Consider the following 19,684-nt stretch of genomic DNA (forward strand, 5'->3'; position numbering starts at 1 on the left):
TATTCGTATATTACTTCTAATTTAGAACATCAGCCCGACAAAAATTCCTCCATAGTTGCCCTCAACTATAGCGTTAATATTACTAATAAAATTCGAAATATTGCGTTCATGAAAATGCTGACATACAATTGAAAGTACATTAAATAAGAGAGAGGGAACGCCGATGAAGCACTATGCGATTTCATTAGATAATGTCGAAAAAAGCTTTCATCATAAACAAGTGATTGCGCCACTTTCCCTAAATATTCCAACAGGGCAATTAGTTGGCTTGCTAGGACCTTCAGGCTGTGGAAAAACCACTTTAATTAAAATGATTATGGGTATGTTAAAGCCTGATAATGGGCAAATTCAAGCATTAAACTTGGCAGTGCCACATCAGCAATTACTATCAAGTATCGGCTATATGGCTCAATCAGATGCGCTATACTTGGACTTAACAGGTGAAGAAAATCTCAATTTCTTCGCAAAGCTTTATAATTTATCAAAAAGAGAGCGAACGCAACGTGTCGTCTATGCTGCACAGCTTGTACGTTTGAAAGACGATTTACACATTAAAGTAGCCAACTATTCTGGTGGGATGAAACGCAGACTGTCTCTAGCTATCGCTCTCTTGCACAATCCACCATTGCTCATTTTAGATGAACCAACAGTCGGTATTGATCCTGTACTGAAAAAGGAAATTTGGCAGGAGCTAATGCGACTTAAAAATGAGGATCAAAAAACAATTTTAGTAACGACGCATGCAATGGATGAAGCTCAAAAATGCGACCAATTAATTATGCTACGCAATGGATATATTATTGCAAATGATACTCCACAGGCATTAAAGACACAATATGATGCACAGGATTTTGACGAGGTATTTTTAAAAGCAGGGGGCGAAGTACTATGAGAATCGGCGCTATTGTCACACGAATCATTCAGCAAATGCGACGTGATCGACGCACTTTAGCCTTGTTATTTTTCGCACCTTTATTAGTACTGACCTTAATGTCCTTTATTTTTAATAGTAATGAGGCAAACTTAACACTCGTCATCTCAAATGGCACTCCTCCATTAATCGAAAAGCTACAGGCAGTAGATTTACACATTATTGAGCAGCAGAATTTTTCGGTAGAACAATTAAAAGAGCAACAGTATGATGGCTGGCTAATACTTGGGCAAGGAAATGTAAGGCTAACATTATTAAATAACGACCCATCAAGCTCCAAAGTATTAATAATGAAGCTTTCACAAGCATTGCAACCGCAGCAAGATGCCGCGCCTAGTTTGACGACTGATTATGTATATGGGGATAAGGATACTGCAATTTTCGATATATTTAGCCCTATGCTAATTGGCTTTTTCGTTTTCTTCTTTGTTTTTTTAATAACTGGCATTGCCTTATTAAAGGAACGAACTTCGGGTACTTTAGAGCGTTTACTAGCAACGCCAATTAAACGTGCCGAAATCGTGGCTGGCTATATGCTTGGCTATGGCTTATTTGCCTTTCTACAGACTGTTATTATTGTGCTATTTGGCATTTATGTACTAGATATTGTACATGTCGGCTCGATTTGGCTTGTATTATTAATAAATATGACTGTAGCGCTTGTCGCACTATCATTAGGCTCACTGCTCTCAAGCTTCGCTAGCTCTGAGTTTCAAATGATGCAATTTATCCCATTAATCATTGTGCCTCAAATATTCTTTTCGGGTATTTTTCCGCTCGATAATATGGCGACATGGCTACAAAAAATCGGTCATTTAATGCCGCTCTACTACGCGGCAAATGCTCTAAATGGCGTTATGTATAAAGGCGTTACATTTAGCGAAATTGCTACAAATTTGGCGGTACTCGCTAGCTTTGCCATCGTCTTTATTATATTGACGACCTTTAGTTTAAAAAAATACCGGGTGCTGTAAAACTAGGAAAACATATTAAAGGGTGTTGAGAAAAACAGAATTTCATCTGCTTTCTCAACACCCTTTTGTTAGGATATAAAACTTTTTCGCGATTATTTCTATTTTTTTACTGACTAAACGCTCTCTGTAAATATGTAAACATCACACTACAATTAACATACACCCCTGTTTTTAATTAAATGTAGTTTTCATAATTCAGAGATTAAACTTTGCTTCAATATCCCTTTTAGCTACTAATTATAGTATAGGGAACTAGTTCTATTACAAAATTTAATACTTCTTCTACAGTTATCCTCCCCCTCCTTTCCACCATTTATTATTAGTTGAATTTTATAAATATAGTTAAAATGTAAACTATAGTTAACTTTTTGATTTATTAACTCATTCTCTAATAAATCAATTAATTCAAAATCAATTATATTTAGTGAGTTACCACACGAGAGCCACATGTATCACGCAGTAGCTAGAACACATTTTTCATCTATCCTAACAGCATACGATCTTTTATTACAGGAAGCATGAATTCAATGATACCAACAATTTTATACTTCCGCATCTATCAGATGTGATGTATTTGAAGTGAATTTGCTCATGACGAGTTATTTATGTGTTTGTTGTGAATAACTTGGCGGTAAAATGGAGGATACTGTAAAAAACAATGGCGGTATATTGGCGGACATTGGCGGTTTAAGAGGGCAATATTTGTTGCTATGATATAAGTGGCCTAGGGAAAGAATATTTATTACAGCGCTGTAGCTATACAACTGAAGGATGAATTATAACATGAAATTCGAAGAAAATGATAACAGTTGATTTCCGATATGGTAAAATATGTTTACGAATTTACTTATTACAAGTTAGAATTGAACCCAAAATGTAATAAATAATTACTGAAATGGAGTTTATTTTAGGAGGTTTCTGAAGAATGAGATCCCAAAAAATACTTTTAATAGCTTTATTATTACTCTTGATTTCAGCTTGTTCAGATAAAAAAAATGGAAATGATGATTTAATAGAATATGAACAAGAGAAAAAAATTGCTTGGGAGTACTTAAAAAAACAAGGATGGGATAATAGGGTGGAAGGAGGTTGGGGAAAAAGCAAAAGTTGAGATGTTAGAAGTTAACGAAGATTATATAATATTTAACAAAAATTATTTCGGTCAAAATGTTTACTCTATCTCTTTTGAAGACAAGGAAAATTTGGTGGTTGGCACTCCATCTATATTAGTATCAGAAAATCGCGAAATTATAGGATATTCAAGAGAAGAATGAAAGATTGTCAAAAAAATAGTCAGGTATCTGAAGGTCATTTCAGATGGCTGACTATTTTGCGCTAGATGAATGATATTAAAAATAAAAATGATATATACGCAGAGATTACTCCAAATTATAACAAAAAACAATTCCCACAACACTACCTCTGTTTTTATCTTTATAGAATTAATATAGTTGGGATTATAATATTTATTATTATCTTCAGAATACATTTTCAAGTAGATAAAATACAGTATATATAAAGGATTAGCTTTTGCTACTCTTTTTTTAGTGTGCTAGGCATGACAACTATATAGGTGTTGCAATCCCACTGTGGAGTAAGACTAAAGAAGCGCAATATACTTATCGCAGGAAAGGAAGAGTCCGCTAATAAGAAAGCTAGTACATAACATGTTTGTATATTTCATTGCTTTATCCAAAAATCATAAGTAGCATAAATCAAAATTTTTATGCCCTTTTTAGAGTATGTGATACTAGAAAAATATTATGCCTCTCCTTAGTTTCCATGTTCGTTAAACACCGACATATTTTTGTAAAATAATATCCTCCAGTAAAGTGAACTGTAAACAAATATCAATTATTTAGTGACATATATATGTCTACATCATTTTCCTTCATTACTTAAATTCTAGATAGGTAAAATAAAAATTCCTAACATGATACAGTTAAGTCGAAGAAGAATACCCCATTCCTTCATACTTTGCGCTTCCTATATTCCTCCAAGCATTTCTCACAAATACAACTCGTCGGATTTTCTAATAACATTTCTTTTGGAAAGTTGGCGGTCATGCACCAGCAGTCCCCTTTTTGACTGACAACACCGCAGTTATTGCCTCCACCACATAGTGGGCATACCTTTTCATCCACCATCTACTCAGTCCTCGTCGTCGATGAATTCTGGCTCGATTTTTTCTAGGCGCTCTTCCTTTAAAATTGTAAACATATTTGCCGCATCTTCTTTGCGTGCATTTTCATTTATTTGCTCTACACGTGCTGTAACGATTTTTTGCCCAAAGCGGATAGCTAGCTCATCGCCTACTTTAACTGTGCTACTAGCTTTTGCTACTTTCTCGTTAATTGTAATGCGCCCTTGCACAGCAACTTCCTTTGCTAATGTGCGGCGCTTAATTAATCTTGATACTTTTAAAAATTTATCTAATCGCATAATTATTCTCCCTTTTCCTTCTTTTTTGCCTCATTCCAAAAGGCATCTAATTGTTCCAGTGTAAATGTATGAAAATCTTGTCCGCTTGCCTTTACTTGTTGCTCAACATAGCCAAAGCGACGGGCAAATTTTTCATTGGCATGCACCATTGCTTCCTCTGGTGAAATTTTGTAGAAGCGTGCAATATTCACAAGTGTGAATAGCACATCGCCGAATTCATCGAGGCGCGTAGTAACACTGCCCTCCCCAATTTCTTGGCGAAACTCCTGACACTCCTCTTCAAATTTAGCCCATACATCCTCCGAATTTGGCCAATCAAAGCCAACAGATGCAGCCTTTTTCTGATAATTATAGGATGTTTGCAATGAAGATTCCACGCGGTACTCACCTGTTAAAAGTGGCTCCTGCTGCTCGCCCTTTTCTTGGCGCTTAATCGCCTCCCAGTTAGCAACAACTTCATCCGCATCCTCCGCTGACACATCTCCAAATACATGTGGATGTCGGCGAATCATTTTTTCACTAACAGATGCAAGCACTTCTTCCATATTGAAATAGCCATTATCCTCACCGATTTGTGCATGTAAAAATACTTGCAACAATACGTCACCTAGCTCTTCAACTATCGCAAAGTCATCCTCTGCATCGACGGCCGCTAAAAACTCATGCGTTTCTTCTATTAAATATTTTTTCAAAGATTCATGTGTTTGCATACGGTCCCATGGACAGCCATTTGGTCCACGCAAAACAGCAATAATGCGGCGCAAAGTTGTCCAATCACGCAGCGCATCTTCATCTGTAGTAACCGGTGGCACATAAACTGTCGTTAAGTTGTTCAGCTCCGCCACTTGGTCTAATTCATATAATGGTACCGTCACAAGCTTTTCCCTCGAAGAGCCTGCTGCCGTCACAATAGTTACTGGATAATCATCACGATATTTTTCCATTAATGTCAGCTTTACCTCTGATGCACTAAACTCATCATAAACTTGCGCAATCAAAATATGCTGACGCATATTTAACTCATCCACTGACAGGCTTGTACCATCTAATAATTGAAAACCTTCGATGGGATCAATTTTTAACGCTGTAAAAATCGGGTCAAGGAAGCTTTGTCCCCCTTCGATTTTAAGTGCAATTTTATCATTATTTGCCGCCTCGATTAAATGTTGCACCGTTTGCTCAGCTACTAGCGGATGCCCAGGTACTGCATACAACATAGGCTCTTCCTGTACTGCCTCAATTAAATATGTAGCAATTTCCTCATACACTGGCTGGAATGTATCATGCTTTTCATAAATTGCATCAAAGCTATGAAATTCAATACCTTCAGCCATTAAATCCTTAATAACAGGATGGTCTAGTGTACGTACATATAGCTTTTTTGCAGCTTTTAGCTTTTTATAAACGCCTAGTGGAAGCTGCTCAAAATCAGCTGCCCCCAAGCCTATCACTGTTAATTCATTCATCGTTTTCCCTACTTTCTTTTATTCAGCCATAGTTGGTACAGTGCCATACGACGACCAAACGGAATTAAAAACCATTCCTTTTCTTTTAGCACACGACTTTTCGCAACAATCGTAATAAATGTAGTTGCTCCTACTGCAATTAAAACTGCGCTCATCATGGCTGCCTGCATACGACCATCTATCATGCTAAACAATATACGACAGACAAAGCTACCTACTTCCACTGCTACAATCATTGCGACGCTCGCCACAGCAAGTGTCTTGTAAAAAGCAGTCGGTGCAAGACTGACCTTGACGATTCGCTTTACATATAGCATAAGAAAAATAGCACTAAGGAACAAGCCAAAATTACTCGCTAATGCAGCACCGATAATACCGATTGTTGGTAACAACCATATATTGCTTAGCCATTTCACAGCAAAACCCGCAATAACAATAAGCGCTGGTATTTTTAATTTACCATAACCTTGCAATATAGCTGTAAATGTCAAAATAAGCGAAAACGGAATAATTTGCACAACTACGACCATTAAGACATTCGATAAATCTGTAGATGTAAATAGTAGTTCATTAACATAAGGCATCGTAATCACTAAGCCAAGTGCTGCAGCTGTTCCAAACAATAACGCTGTACGGTATGTTAATTGCACAAATGGAATCGCACCACGTCCTGCTGTTTTAATTTTTTGCGCTATCAGCGGTACAATCGCTAGTGATAGTGATGATGCAATGACGACGCCGAGCTGCACGAGTGGCTGACCTCGATCATAAATACCCTTTTGTGCCATCGCTCGCTCTGTCGGTATTCCTAGGTCAAGCAATGTCTTATAAACTGTAAAGGAATCTACTAATTGGAAGCCGAGCAACATTAAGCTACTCAAGCTCACACTTAAGCTAAATAGCGTTACGTCTTTAATGATAGGCCATGCATTAATTTTGACGAAATGACGAGTACCATTTAACTGTTTACGCATATAAAATAATAACAGCACAATACCTGCTATTTCTCCAACTACCGCACCAAGCACTGCCATATTACCTGCCGCATAAATCGACTTCGATGTTTGCATAACCACAACCGTACCACCTAAAATGACAAGCACACGAACTAGTTGTTCAAATACTTGTGCATAGGCAACTGGCTCCATTACACCCTTAGCTTGAAATGAGCCTTTTAGTAAAGCAAGCGTTGGCATGCAGAGCGCTACAAAAGCACCTGTTTGCAATAACGGAGCTAATTGAATATCTCCCATCCAAAGTGCCAAAGTTTGCGCACCGAAAAATAATAAGCTGAAAAATAATATCGAAAGCACGGTCAAATAACTAAAAACAACTTTAGAAATCGCTCTTCTTATATTAACCTCGGCTGTATCTGCCAGCATTTTTGAAATAGCAACCGCAAAGCCACCAGATGTCCAGACGACAAAAAATGATATGAACGGATACACCTGCTGATAAACATAAAACCCTTCATCCCCTACTAAATTTTGAAAAGGCACACGATAAACGGCGCTTAGCATTTTTACTAAAAGTGCTGCCATCGTTAATAAAAGCGCACCTCTCATATATTTCTTCATTCCATATTGTTGCGTTGTCATCGTTCAAATCCTTCCTCATTCATATGAGTGCCTACAGTATAGCATGAATCTAGGAACTCTCGCAGAAGGACTATCTTTTCCAAGGATAAGTTTTGATTTCCATAATTATGTGTGCCTGACACTGTACAACAAAAAACCACCAAATGAGCTCATTCGCTGCATCCAGTGGTTTTGGGATTAATGTTGCATTTGCTTCGCTAAAAATGTTGCACTTAGCTCTGCTGCTTTTTGTTCGACCTCACCAATAAAATGTGCCTTTGAAAATAAGTATACTGCTCCAATAATATCGCCATTGTTAACGATTGGCACGATGCAGTAGGATTTTACTTGCTCAAATTGCCCTGGCACGATTTCCAATGTTGTTTCCATCTTTTCAAGCGTCGTGTTGCGAGCTTTTAAGCAATCCTCCGCAAAAGCAGACAGCCTACGATTAACATATTCCTTTTTCGACACTCCTGCGATAGCAATTACCTCATCTCGATCACTTATAAGTGCTGGTGTGCCAAATGTTTCATAAAGTGACTCCACGTATTCCTGTGCAAACTCACCTAAATCATTAATTGGTGAGTATTTTTTTAAAATCACTTCACCTTCTCGATCTGTATAAATTTCAAGCGGGTCGCCCTCACGAATACGCATTGTGCGTCTAATTTCTTTTGGAATAACAACTCGCCCTAAATCATCAATACGTCGTACAATTCCTGTTGCTTTCATTATTAATTGCCTCACTTTCAACAAATTCAAACTGCACTTTTCAATAGTATGGTGTAAAAAGTTGAAATGTATGCAAGTTCGACCAAAGAAATATAAAAAAATTAGGCTGTTAAGAAAAATGGATTACTCCACATTTTCTAACAGCCTAACCCATATTATAAAATTGTATACCTTTTAGAAAATCTTCAGTTACTATGATTAGCTATAAAATATTAAGTAGATAATACCTCGTCATCCCCGCTAAAAAGTATCTTTACCTCGCATTAATAGATAGTAGCCAATAACAAACATACATTCTCCTTCAAGCTAACGAAAACAACAAGGAGAGACATTCAACTAATAATCCGCAGAGGTGAAAATTACCATACTAATTTACAACTTTACTTTATTGCCTCGGCAATAATTTGCATCATGCCCTCTAATACATCGAATGGCAAGTGTTTATTGCAACGTTTACTGTCAATTGTCACAGTAAGCTTCATACCATCCATGCTAAAGCCTGTTGCACGCTCGTATTTCATCGATTCGGATACAATTTTTGCACCATCTACTTGCGCTGTTCCTTGCTCTGATAGTTGAATCGAGATAATGCCCTGCTTTTCTTTAATTGTCTCAACACCTGCTGCTACAGCCCATACTTTCATACGTGCAATGCGTAGTAAACGCACTGTTTCTGTTGGCACATCACCAAAGCGATCTTGCAGCTCATCGATAATTTCTACATAATCCTCTACACGATCCATCGCCTTAATACGCTTATACATTTGGATTTTTTGATAACCATCTGGGATATAAGCATCTGGAATATAGGCTTCGGTATGCAAAATAATTTCTACATCTGGCTTCTCTTCCTTCTTCACACCTGTTTGACGTTCAGCAATTGCTTCCTCAAGCATTTGTGAATATAAATCAAAGCCGACAGCATCAATAAAGCCGTGCTGCTGTGCACCTAATAAATTTCCTGCGCCACGGATAGATAAATCACGCATCGCTATTTTAAAGCCTGAACCTAATTCAGTAAACTCTTTGATTGCCTGTAAACGCTGCTCTGCAACATCTGTCAATATTTTGTCACGTTGGTACATAAAATAAGAATAAGCTACGCGATTAGAACGCCCTACTCGTCCGCGTAATTGGTAAAGCTGCGACAGCCCCATACGATCTGCATCATGCACAATTAATGTATTGACATTCGGAATATCGACACCCGTTTCAATAATTGTTGTCGTAACAAGTACATCATATGCACCATCTAAAAACTCTAAAATCGTGGACTCTAACTCTGATTCTGTCATTCTACCATGCGCAAAGCCAATGCGTGCATCTGGTACAAGCATTTGAATTTCCTCTACACGACGCGCCATATCCTCCACTCGGTTGTATAAGTAAAAAGTCTGCCCACCACGCGCCATTTCTCGCTCAATGGCTTCACGTACAAGCGCCCCATTATGCTCCATTACATATGTTTGTACAGGGAATCGATTTTGTGGCGGCGTTTCAATTACAGATAAATCTCGCACGCCTACCATCGACATATGTAATGTTCGTGGAATTGGTGTCGCTGTTAATGTCAGTACATCAACATTCGTTTTTAACTGTTTAATTTTTTCTTTATGTGTTACACCAAAGCGCTGTTCCTCATCGACAATCAGCAGCCCTAAATCGTTATATACAACATCCTTCGATAGCATACGATGCGTTCCTATCACAATATCCACTGTACCATTACGTAAGCCTTTTAAAGTTTCTGTTTGTTGCTTTTTCGTGCGGAAGCGACTTAATAAGCCGACAGTAATCGCTTGTTCTGCAAAGCGCTCTTGCAATGTTTCAAAATGCTGCTGTGCTAAAATCGTTGTTGGTACTAAAAAAGCGACTTGTTTGCCATCTTGAATTGCTTTAAATGCTGCACGAATTGCTACTTCCGTTTTACCATAGCCAACATCGCCGCAGACCAATCGATCCATCGGTCGTTCACGTTCCATATCACGCTTCACCTCGATAATGCTGCGTAGCTGATCTTCCGTTTCCTCATATGGGAATAAATCCTCAAATGCACGTACATCATCTGAATCAGGAGAGAAAGCAAAGCCCTTCTCCGCCTCTCGCTTTGCATAAAGCTTAATTAAATCATCCGCAATATCCTGTACAGCAGAAGCAACCTTCGCCTTTGCCTTCTTCCATTCTGGTCCACCTAGCTTATGTAGCTTTGGTTCTTTATCTTCTGACCCGACGAATTTTTGTACTAAATCAATTTGATCTACAGATACGTAAAGCTTATCATCTGCTCTATAGCGAATATGCAAATAGTCTTTATGCTGTCCACCCACAACGAGTGTTTCAATCCCAATATATTTCCCAACACCGTGGTGCACATGAACAACGTAATCACCCGGCTGAATCTCCGAGTAGCTTTTTATACGCTCCGCATTCGACATTTTTTGTGAACGAGCTCTTTTTCTCGTTTGCTGCTTGAATAGCTCATCATCTGTTACAACAGCAATCTTTTGCAATGGAAGCTCAAACCCATTAGATAATGCAGCATCTATTAAATAAATACCTCCTGCTTGACCTAAGCCTAATTGTGCATGAATTTGATAATCTTCTAACGTACGTTGAATAGAGGCAAGGCGTTCCTTTCCATCTGCCATAAACAAAATCGTATATTTTTCCTGCTGCCAGCGCACTAGCTCCGACTGTAGCAATGCAATTTGTCCATGGAATTGTTGCATTGGCTTACATGAAAAGTTAATGGTTTTCGCAAATTTAAAGCCTGAAAAAGTTCGTGCAAATAATGCAAAGTAATATTTCGGAAGCGTTAGCATTGCTTCAATTTCCTTTAAAATAAATGATGGCTTCACATCATGTAGCATCTTACCTTCTTCAATTAATGATAAAAACCACTCGGTTTCCTCGCGCTCCCATGCATCCGCTACTTCTTGAATGCGTCCTAGCTCATCCAAAAAAACAATGCCATCCTGTGCAAAATAATCACCTAAAAAGGTTTGTTGCTCAAATAATAATGAGCCATATTTCGCTACTGTATCAGGTAAATTCCCTTCCTTTAATAGCGCAATATCATGTTGAATATATTGGTAAAGCAGTTCTTGAATTTCCTGCTTTTTTACCTTTTTCAAGCTATTCGCTAGTGCAGCTTCCAAACGATTCGCTAGCTCAATACGATTTTCAATATTTAAAAGTAGTTCAGCTGCTGGTAGAATGCGTACACTTTCAAGTTTATCTATTGAACGTTGATTATCCGCAGAAAATGTGCGAATTGAATCTACCTCTGTATCGAATAATTCAATACGAATAGGTGCTTCTGCATCAAGTGGATAAATATCTAAAATACCTCCACGCACCGCAAATTCACCAGGTGTCGTCACCATTTGGCTACGGCTATAGCCCATCGTAACAAGCTGGTTAAGCCATTTATCGATTGCAATATCCTCTCCTACTGCTGTATGCAGTAAATGCGATTGCCACACATTCATTGGTGTCATTATTTTACGCATTCCTGCAATCGGAATAATGTAAATACCACGCTTATGATTTGCCAAATGATCTAACGTCGTAATACGGTGTGCACGGAGCTCTGGAGAAGCTACTGACATACCTGCAGCAATAAACTCCTCAGCTGGGTAGTAATGCACCTCATTTTCTCCAACAAGTGCTGTTAAATCATCTACTAGCTTTTGCGCCTGTAGCAAGTTAGGCGATAACACATATAATGGACGTTCTGTTTCTTTGTAAATAGCTTGCAGTAACGCTGGCCTCGCGCCACCCGTTAAGCCTGTAACTAGTTGGCTTGCTTCATTATCCTTTTTTACCTGCTGTAAAAATGTATTTATATGCTTATCCTGCGAGAATAATTGCTGGAAAACATCCATAGCAAAGCCTCCTTTCCATATTTTCATAATCAATTATGCCTCGGCTAACTTCTTCTCCGCCGGGGCGTTTAAGCCGACTTAATGTTGGTCACTCAGTCGTTGCCATAAGAATGTGGTGCTTAGGCTGAGTTCCCCTATTTCAGGAGGTTACCCTCTGAATCAGAGAAAGCAAAATAGGTATTCATCTCGCCACCTATGGAGGTGGGAGTTTTCTTTTGAATCAAGATAATAGAAGTGGAAAAAGCTTTGGCCTTATCGGCCAAAGCATTTCATTATTGTAGCCATTTTTTTAATGCATGATAATCGGGAAATTGTCTTAAGGATTCTTCACAATGCTCACATATACAATGCACTGTCGTATCTCCTCGTTCGTCCTTTTCCACGTAGTCGTCCACTTCTCCTATTTCAAATTGGTGAAGCTTACGAATTGTTTCGTCTGCATCAAATGGCAATGTACCAATCTCTGTTTCACAATGTCTACAACGATAACGAACTGACAAGGCAAGTCCTCCTTTAAATCAATTACACCTCGGCTAACTCTCATCTAGATTTTTCCCTTGTTCGTAAAGGAAACAACCCTAAAACATGTGATATTCACCGTGGGCTTTATCATAATTCAGTGGACCATTTGCCATCTATAGAAATGGGTATCCCTCTATCTGTACCTGATGCTTTGCATTTGGTACAAAATACATGTGCTCCTGCGGTTACTCGTCGCAGAAATCCACTACTGAATCACGATAAAACTATGTATTCAAAGTATAGACTTTCTCTTGTTTATTTATGCACCGTTAAAAACATTCATTACATCTAAAAACTTTTTCGATAATGCGTGCTCAATTGCATCGCATGATTTTTTAATGGCATCTTCCATAATAGGTTGCTCGTCCTTCGAATAGTGAGACAACACATAGTCTGCCACCTTCATACCTGCTGGTGGGCGGCTAACACCAATACGAATGCGATTAAATTCCTGTGTGCCTAAATGCTGAATTAATGATTTAATACCGTTATGCCCGCCTGCACTACCTTTTTGACGCAGACGCAGCTTGCCAGTTTCTAAATCTAAATCATCGTAAATAACGATAATATCCTCTACCTCAATATCAAAATAATCCATCATCGGGCGCACACACTCACCTGATAAATTCATATATGTCAACGGCTTTAATAGCATTACTTTTCCTTCAGGACGATGCACAGTTGCATACATGCCATTAAATTTCATTTGGTTTAATGGTGCTCCCCATTTCTCCGCTAACGCATCAATAACATCAAAGCCAATATTATGACGTGTATGTGCATATTGCTTACCAGGGTTGCCTAAACCAATAATTAATTTCATCTATTTTCACCCTTTTATTTTTTATCTAACTTATGCAATTCTAGCCTATTCTACCATAGAAACGAATGAGTGTCCTTTGTTGTTGATTTTCTCACAACACCGCAATAATTTTATGCGGAATCACGCAATTGCTTTTCAATTTGCTCTAGATAGAATTAAAAGAAAAGGAATGTACATATCTATGGCAAATAAAAAAATTACAACTGTACTACTGATAGTATGTGTTCTTGGTACAATTGGTACTTTCTATACCGCAATTTTAGATAGGAAGCTAGATTGGTCTGCTTGTTACTTAGCTTTATCATCAAGCTACTTTTTATGGTATATTAAACGCAAACGAACGAATAAGACAACTACTTAGCCTTAAATACACTTTCTCACATCAAACATAAGGAATAGGACTCTAAATAATGAATAAAAATGTATTAGCAAATCTATGCTTGATATTATGTGCGGTGATTTTCTTAAATAATCTCATTGCTATCTTGTTAAAAACAGAAATTAATAAAACAACTTTTATGATGTCCATGCTATTAGCTATTTTGTTACTTATTAACGGCATTGTATATAAACTAAGGACTAAAAACAATTAAGATTTTCAGTTATATTGGTTGATGTACTTAATAGAATATTGCCCTTTTTAAACGACTTACGGTGTGAGTGCTTTAAACTCTTCTGATCCATAGCCATCTTCTCCAAAGACTTCAGCAGGTATATTAGATTTTGTGCCACCATAGGATTTCCAGAGTTCTTCAAGCCATAGGAAGCAGGTATCTACAATCACGTCATTGACTTCAAATGGTGGATTGAACGAATTGAATAGCGGAACTTCAGGCTCTAGCTCCCCCTCTTCACCATATTGAACATCAAACAACGTTCGATATGCTTCAATCGCTTTATTGAGAACATATAAATCTGGTCCATCCAAATGAATCATAACAGTAAACGTACCGTCCTGTTCTTGATTTGGATGAATACCAATCTGAATAGCGCTTGTTTTTTCTGGTAAAACCGTGTCTAACGCTTGCAAGGTTATCAAGGCCTGTTCAGAATGGGCTCTAAGAATGGCAAGCAATTCTTTTTGGTAGCTTTCCACACTTATTAATTTATCCAATAGTAAAACCCCTTTCTTTTGTTTATTATCTAAATCTGCTCAATTATTTTCAATTAGCATCTAAATAACTCCACAACTCATATAACGATTAATTTTTTTAAATATTTGGGTGTTTTGATTTTCATAGTTCCTTAGCTATCAAATATCGAGAGTAATGCAGGCCAAATTTGTATCGGCACACCACACGAAAGACAATTTATTTCACTCGTCAAATATGGTAAATCACGAACGAGATTATGTTCACCAACCGTCTCTGCTTGCTCCATCAGCATCTTTTGCTCTACATTCGAAAATTTTGTAGAGGGGATAACAATGTGCGCCTCCTGTTCTTCATTAAATACAGGATCCTGCGCAAATGCATGTATGCATGTACCTTCTTCATTTGGCCATAAATATACATCTTGCGTGCATCTTGGGCATGCAAAAACGTACTCATCTCCCATTGTAAATGTCATCAACATATTCGCCACTTCATACAACCCTTGATAAGCTACGTTAGCACTAAGAATGTAACGCTTCTCCACATTATCCTCTACAGCATGTGTTGCATAAGCAAGCACCTTATGCCCTAGTAATGCCATCTCACGTATCGCTTTTATATATCCACTATAAATGTCTGCACAGGTCGATTCTCCGACATCCTCTGCTAGCTGTGTCCAAGTTGTTGGGAATGGTGCAGTATCATTTCGATCACGACTCGCTTCAATAATGCCGCACGTAGTAAATAGCTCAGACCTCACCTTAAGATCTTTTGTTGCACAAGCAATATGTGCCAGATAAGGAACGGCTGCATATGTAACTGTATAAATTGTATTTTGGTGAAACAAATATTCTTGAAAAAGCTCATCAGCTATTTCTTGATTGTATTCCTGCATCAATTGCTGTAATAGCGCTGGCACACCTTCCCCAGAGCCATATGGTCCCATCAGCTTGCCCCACACATCACTAGTCCATTCAAGCAAAACAAGCGCCTCCTTTTGTTAGGATCTATTTTATCTATTAATATACTACATCGACCTCTATTTACTAATAATTTAGATAATTCCATAACGAATCCTCTTTTTAAAAAGAGGATTTCGAGAGAAGGTTCTATTGTTTCATTACTTAAGTAAGAGAATGAAGTTATTGAAAGCATACGTTACTTGTGCAGAAATGTCTTTGATTAAATACGTTATCTACTGCCCTAGAATTGTGTTAAACGACCTGATTCACTAGCATAGATACTTCCTATTTTAGGACTTTTACTTTGTACTTTTTTATGATTATTAACCAAATAAATAACAAGTAGGAAAAAGGCGGCAAACAAACCCCGGAAAAATAAGCTTAAAGCTAAATTATATTCACTAAATAAATTATTGAATGCTACAAATGTTGATAAAAAGCAAATAACAAAAACTATACCATTGCGAATTATAATATTTACCTCACCTTCTGCACTTTAACTATTCACCGAGTAAAATAATCATGCAGTATTTTTCCTCTTGTTTTGGCAATAGCAATGTTTTCTCTATAGCTATATAAAGAGAAGTTTTTCTTAAATTATTTCATACTACCATTACCTATATCAAAATAGCCATTGCGTGATTCCGCATGAAATTTATGCGGAATCATGCAATTGTTAATGCGGGGCTAGTTATGTATATTTTTAACTAAGAGATAAACATGAAAAAGGAGCAAACATGAAACGGATTATAATTGGCATACTATTTGCCGTTTGCTTTATGTCAGGTATGTGGTTGATTGACCAATTGATGGAGAAGAATTTTTATAGATATTTAGCGGTTGGATTATTATGCTTCCTGCTCTATACAATCCATCGGTTATTTATCTCAATTAACAGCTATAAAAAAGTAGAGGGAAAGTGCTAAGGTATATGTTCAAAAAAATATTAATTATTCTACTATTTATTTTAACAAATATATGCGGTGGTCTAGCCATCAATCATTTCTTTAAAGATAACGGATATATTCGCTTTCTTTTTTCTCGACATATTCATTACAACACTGCTCACTGTATTCCAAGCTATAACTAGAAAAATATAAGAAAGGAGCTGCCCCATCACAATGTTCTCATTCTATAAACAAGACCCAACATATATTAAATGTTCACTAGTCAGCATGTTATTTTTAATAATGGTCTTCATAACCACAGCTATCCTTGCCATTATAGATAAAGATCTATTCTTTATTGCGCTTTATTTAACAGGGGTTTTAACAAGCTCTATTTCTAGTATAGTTTTATATCGCAGATATAAGAGGCTTCCGAAATGCTAAAAAACAAAATATATTTGTTTATATTTCAGGCTTACTCTCATCCGATATATCCTGCTAATACAAGAGCCTCTAAATATTCTTGAAACCATTCATCTTCTAAATTGATATCCTCTTTAGTAATTGTTGATCCCGCTACAAATAATTCTGCAGCAATTTTTTTACACTCACCTTGCTGTGTGTAACCTAATAAAGTGTTATTATCTTTACTTTCTAGTGCAATTCGAATTAATTTTCCTTGCATTATATTAATAGACAATAAATCATTTTCAGTTTCAACTATAAAATCTTCACTAGCTAGTGCTTTTTGTGTCTGTCTCTCTTCGTCAGAGTATAGGCTGTTTAATATATTAGAATCAGATATTTCATACATCTTAACAATATTACTTACATCAACCATTAGGTCATCAATTAAACCGAAATAAGTATGATCGTTTACTATTTCTTTAGCTAGATACTTATTTTTAAAAACCTCTTCTATCTCTTGTAATGTAAATGCTTTATAGGTTATACTCAATTTTTTATATTTTTCAAACAATTCTTTGATTCTTTCAAGGTACTTGTCATTTTCATCGTATCGTCTAAAATACATTGTGTTTCTCCTCATATTTAGTAGCATGCGCTTCAAGTGATGCATGGAACCTATCATTGCTGCTAATGATAATGTTTGTGTTTCATTTAAAGCAGCCAAATTAAATTTAAATCTTTTGTTTAGTAGATTTCTCATCAGACGCTAAATATCACCAAAATATAGATTCGCATTAAATACTATAGTGTATAGCTGGTTCTTTAACTTCTATGTTCTCTTCCTGCTATCAAACAAACCCCTTAAAAGAAAAAACACTACAAAAAACGCCAATGATTGTATAATATTTTCTCCCCATAAAATGTTTCCTGTCCTACGATAATCAAAAAAGATGAAGCTAGTAAGTAAAAGAATAAATAAAGGAATTAAAATCAAAACTCTTTTTATCTAAATCACATCCATAATTATCTATATAGTATTTTTTCTGGTATTCATAATTACTATAACACAATTCATATCTCTTAATTTTTTCAGCTCTACTAATCAAACTACATCTAAAGGAGGTGGGGGGACTCTTTCAGAAAATATGTAATAACAAAAATCGACATCACATTCCTATCGCTAAACATATGTATTAATCAACTACCCACGATGCCATTATTAACAAAACCCCTATTACAATGGTAATATATAGAGGGTTACCAATTTTGGATTTACTAAAAACTACGTATACTATTCCTGTAAGCCCCATTATTACAAATAATTTTATCATTTTCATTCCTCTACATACTTCGTTTTAGCCATATTTCTTACTCTACTCTATTTTAGCTCAAATAAATCAAAAGACAATTGGATGATACCGCACCGGAATCACGCAATTGTTAATGCGAGGATGAGTGTGTATAGTTTTGGGTATAGGCAGATTTAACAGGTATTGTGACAGACTCTATTTCGTTTATAGTTTTATATAGAAAATACGTAAAAGCTAAATGAATATTCTTCCTTGTACACTCATAATTCAACAAAAACAATTGTTTTGCCAAACATTTAATATAGAGACAGGGTATTTAGAAAGATTTTGCCATTCTAAACACCCTGATTTTTCAGCGGACATCGTAACTATATAAAAGAGGCAACTAATTTACATCAAATAGCCATTCAATGCTCGACTAAATTTTTCATACAATAAATAATATTGATACTTACACATATTTATTTTAGATTCGGCACGCTGTATATCGCGATTTATTTTATCTATTTCTATCCTTGTAACAAATCCTAGATTAAACTGAATTTCTAAATCCTCTTTATCTATTATTAAAGCCTCTTTAGACCCTTGTAAATCTTCCATCTGTGTGAATATCGTATCTTGCTCTAAATCTAATTTTTTTACTTTAGCCTGTATTTCTTTCAAAAGCGTTTCTTTTTCATATTGTGTCGCCTGCCAGTTATAATAGTAGTAGTCTTTTAAATGCGTTTTATCAGAATCAGTATTCGTATAATGTTCTTGACCTAATCGAATATCCTCCTCTATGGCTCTCACGCTAAACATCCTATTAATTTGACTTTCTAAATTGCTAATTGATAATTTTTCTATTGCTACATCTATTTTTTCAAGATTTATTTTTTGATCAAATGGTAATCCTATTTCCGATTTTAACTCTTCCATATAAAATTGATATGCTCTTTCTTTTTCACTCAATTTCTGTTCTAGCATTTGAATTTCATTACTCTTTTTTTCAAAATCCTTATAATGAATTAAGCCATGTTCCTTCATTACAGTAAAATCTTGAATATCACTTTGTATATACAATAACTCCATTTTAAGCTGCTCTATTTCTTCCTCCAATAATAGCAACGTAATATATTTTTGAGAAATATAATATTTAATTGCCTCGGTTGTTCGCTCTAGCTCAATTTGACTTTTATTTTTATCTATTTCAGCTGTAATAGCCGCTTTATTTAACTCTTCTCTTTGCAATTCGATTTTTTCCTGTAACGCTTGATTCTGCGCTAGTGTTTGTCCTTCAATTAATTGATTTAGTGATGTATTTATTAAAATTTGCGTTGTAATGAGTTGGTCCACAGCTATTTTCTCCTCTTCAGCCATTTGATCAAACTCTGGAAATTGCTCTATAAAAAATTCAATGCTTGTTGGTAACATATTTAAAGTTGGTTGTTCAATATTTTCTAATTCTTTTCGCTCATTTTCTATATAATTTTTTTGCGATTGCAATGCTTTTATCTTTACCTCCAAAAGTCTCACATTGCCCTGATTCTTTAATGCAAGGTCGATAGCCTCATCCTTCGTAATTATTGAAATAGGAATCTCTTCAACCGCTTGCACTACTTGCGATATAGGCAAATTACAAAACAAACAACAAAGGCAAGCTATAAGAAATTTCATTCGCATATTG

General features: G+C 36.3%; 16 protein-coding genes. 4 read left to right on the forward strand and 12 right to left on the reverse strand.

Going from position 1 to position 19,684, the window contains the following annotated elements:
- Window positions 1-163: 163 nt before the first annotated feature.
- The 3 genes from TY13_RS18595 (at window position 164) to TY13_RS18605 (ending at window position 3,016) form a co-directional block, all read left to right on the forward strand.
- Window positions 164-892, forward strand: a complete 729-nt coding sequence (locus TY13_RS18595) for an ABC transporter ATP-binding protein (RefSeq protein ID WP_042479057.1) — start codon at window positions 164-166, stop codon at window positions 890-892.
- Window positions 889-1,905 (forward strand): ABC transporter permease, encoded by a 1,017-nt coding sequence (locus TY13_RS18600; RefSeq protein ID WP_042479058.1) that lies wholly within the window; start codon window positions 889-891, stop codon window positions 1,903-1,905. Before TY13_RS18595 ends, TY13_RS18600 begins: the two co-directional genes overlap by 4 nt.
- A gap of 925 nt (window positions 1,906-2,830) precedes the next feature.
- Window positions 2,831-3,016: a hypothetical protein gene (locus TY13_RS18605; RefSeq protein WP_042479059.1), complete on the forward strand. Its 186-nt coding sequence runs from the start codon at window positions 2,831-2,833 to the stop codon at window positions 3,014-3,016.
- A gap of 859 nt (window positions 3,017-3,875) precedes the next feature.
- Here the strand turns inward: TY13_RS18605 and TY13_RS20360 are convergent.
- The 10 genes from TY13_RS20360 to TY13_RS18650 all read right to left on the reverse strand — a co-directional run bounded on the left by TY13_RS20360 (window position 3,876) and on the right by TY13_RS18650 (window position 15,433).
- On the reverse strand, window positions 3,876-4,052 hold the full coding sequence (locus tag TY13_RS20360) for a cysteine-rich CWC family protein (RefSeq protein WP_074432986.1): 177 nt from the start codon (window positions 4,050-4,052) through the stop codon (window positions 3,876-3,878).
- Between the two features lie 4 nt (window positions 4,053-4,056).
- Entirely contained in the window at window positions 4,057-4,347 is a 291-nt protein-coding gene (locus TY13_RS18610; RefSeq protein ID WP_042479062.1) for an RNA-binding S4 domain-containing protein, read from the reverse strand.
- 2 nt (window positions 4,348-4,349) lie between these two features.
- A complete protein-coding gene (yabN, locus tag TY13_RS18615) occupies window positions 4,350-5,813 on the reverse strand; it encodes a bifunctional methyltransferase/pyrophosphohydrolase YabN (RefSeq protein ID WP_042479063.1) in 1,464 nt (487 codons plus the stop codon).
- 8 nt (window positions 5,814-5,821) lie between these two features.
- A complete protein-coding gene (locus TY13_RS18620) occupies window positions 5,822-7,411 on the reverse strand; it encodes a putative polysaccharide biosynthesis protein (RefSeq protein WP_042479064.1) in 1,590 nt (529 codons plus the stop codon).
- Between the two features lie 177 nt (window positions 7,412-7,588).
- Window positions 7,589-8,125: a stage V sporulation protein T gene (gene spoVT, locus TY13_RS18625; protein WP_042479066.1), complete on the reverse strand. Its 537-nt coding sequence runs from the start codon at window positions 8,123-8,125 to the stop codon at window positions 7,589-7,591.
- A 380-nt stretch (window positions 8,126-8,505) separates the two neighbouring features.
- The gene (gene mfd, locus TY13_RS18630) at window positions 8,506-12,012 is read right to left on the reverse strand and encodes a transcription-repair coupling factor (protein WP_042479068.1); all 3,507 of its coding nucleotides are present in this window, start codon (window positions 12,010-12,012) and stop codon (window positions 8,506-8,508) included.
- 272 nt (window positions 12,013-12,284) lie between these two features.
- Window positions 12,285-12,512, reverse strand: a complete 228-nt coding sequence (locus TY13_RS18635; RefSeq protein WP_042479069.1) for an anti-sigma-F factor Fin family protein — start codon at window positions 12,510-12,512, stop codon at window positions 12,285-12,287.
- Window positions 12,513-12,793: 281 nt separating this feature from the next.
- A complete protein-coding gene (gene pth / locus TY13_RS18640; RefSeq protein WP_042479071.1) occupies window positions 12,794-13,357 on the reverse strand; it encodes an aminoacyl-tRNA hydrolase in 564 nt (187 codons plus the stop codon).
- 649 nt (window positions 13,358-14,006) lie between these two features.
- The gene (locus tag TY13_RS18645) at window positions 14,007-14,471 is read right to left on the reverse strand and encodes a DUF6389 family protein (RefSeq protein WP_230199481.1); all 465 of its coding nucleotides are present in this window, start codon (window positions 14,469-14,471) and stop codon (window positions 14,007-14,009) included.
- 131 nt (window positions 14,472-14,602) lie between these two features.
- Window positions 14,603-15,433: a hypothetical protein gene (locus TY13_RS18650; RefSeq protein ID WP_042479072.1), complete on the reverse strand. Its 831-nt coding sequence runs from the start codon at window positions 15,431-15,433 to the stop codon at window positions 14,603-14,605.
- A gap of 717 nt (window positions 15,434-16,150) precedes the next feature.
- Between TY13_RS18650 and TY13_RS20785 the strand changes: the two genes are divergently transcribed.
- Window positions 16,151-16,339, forward strand: a complete 189-nt coding sequence (locus TY13_RS20785; RefSeq protein ID WP_154661644.1) for a hypothetical protein — start codon at window positions 16,151-16,153, stop codon at window positions 16,337-16,339.
- 442 nt (window positions 16,340-16,781) lie between these two features.
- Here TY13_RS20785 and TY13_RS18655 read toward each other — a convergent pair whose 3' ends face one another.
- The gene (locus TY13_RS18655) at window positions 16,782-17,333 is read right to left on the reverse strand and encodes a hypothetical protein (protein WP_042479073.1); all 552 of its coding nucleotides are present in this window, start codon (window positions 17,331-17,333) and stop codon (window positions 16,782-16,784) included.
- 1,075 nt (window positions 17,334-18,408) lie between these two features.
- Window positions 18,409-19,680 carry a hypothetical protein gene (locus TY13_RS18660; RefSeq protein ID WP_042479074.1) on the reverse strand — a complete coding sequence of 424 codons (1,272 nt, stop codon included), beginning with the start codon at window positions 19,678-19,680 and terminating at the stop codon, window positions 18,409-18,411.
- Window positions 19,681-19,684 lie beyond the last annotated feature (4 nt).

Origin of the sequence: Bacillus ndiopicus (assembly GCF_000612805.1) — a bacterium.
GTDB lineage: Bacteria > Bacillota > Bacilli > Bacillales_A > Planococcaceae > Metasolibacillus > Metasolibacillus ndiopicus.

What these genes read in the sequence shown, in the direction of transcription:
- TY13_RS18595 (WP_042479057.1), top strand. Translation starts at nt 164, where the DNA reads ATGAAGCACTATGCGATTTCATTAGATAATGTCGAAAAAAGCTTTCAT.
- TY13_RS18600 (WP_042479058.1), top strand. Translation starts at nt 889, where the DNA reads ATGAGAATCGGCGCTATTGTCACACGAATCATTCAGCAAATGCGACGT.
- TY13_RS18605 (WP_042479059.1), top strand. Translation starts at nt 2,831, where the DNA reads ATGAGATCCCAAAAAATACTTTTAATAGCTTTATTATTACTCTTGATT.
- TY13_RS20360 (WP_074432986.1), bottom strand. Translation starts at nt 4,052, where the DNA reads ATGGTGGATGAAAAGGTATGCCCACTATGTGGTGGAGGCAATAACTGC.
- TY13_RS18610 (WP_042479062.1), bottom strand. Translation starts at nt 4,347, where the DNA reads ATGCGATTAGATAAATTTTTAAAAGTATCAAGATTAATTAAGCGCCGC.
- yabN (WP_042479063.1), bottom strand. Translation starts at nt 5,813, where the DNA reads ATGAATGAATTAACAGTGATAGGCTTGGGGGCAGCTGATTTTGAGCAG.
- TY13_RS18620 (WP_042479064.1), bottom strand. Translation starts at nt 7,411, where the DNA reads ATGACAACGCAACAATATGGAATGAAGAAATATATGAGAGGTGCGCTT.
- spoVT (WP_042479066.1), bottom strand. Translation starts at nt 8,125, where the DNA reads ATGAAAGCAACAGGAATTGTACGACGTATTGATGATTTAGGGCGAGTT.
- mfd (WP_042479068.1), bottom strand. Translation starts at nt 12,012, where the DNA reads ATGGATGTTTTCCAGCAATTATTCTCGCAGGATAAGCATATAAATACA.
- pth (WP_042479071.1), bottom strand. Translation starts at nt 13,357, where the DNA reads ATGAAATTAATTATTGGTTTAGGCAACCCTGGTAAGCAATATGCACAT.
- TY13_RS20785 (WP_154661644.1), top strand. Translation starts at nt 16,151, where the DNA reads ATGAAACGGATTATAATTGGCATACTATTTGCCGTTTGCTTTATGTCA.
- TY13_RS18655 (WP_042479073.1), bottom strand. Translation starts at nt 17,333, where the DNA reads ATGTATTTTAGACGATACGATGAAAATGACAAGTACCTTGAAAGAATC.
- TY13_RS18660 (WP_042479074.1), bottom strand. Translation starts at nt 19,680, where the DNA reads ATGCGAATGAAATTTCTTATAGCTTGCCTTTGTTGTTTGTTTTGTAAT.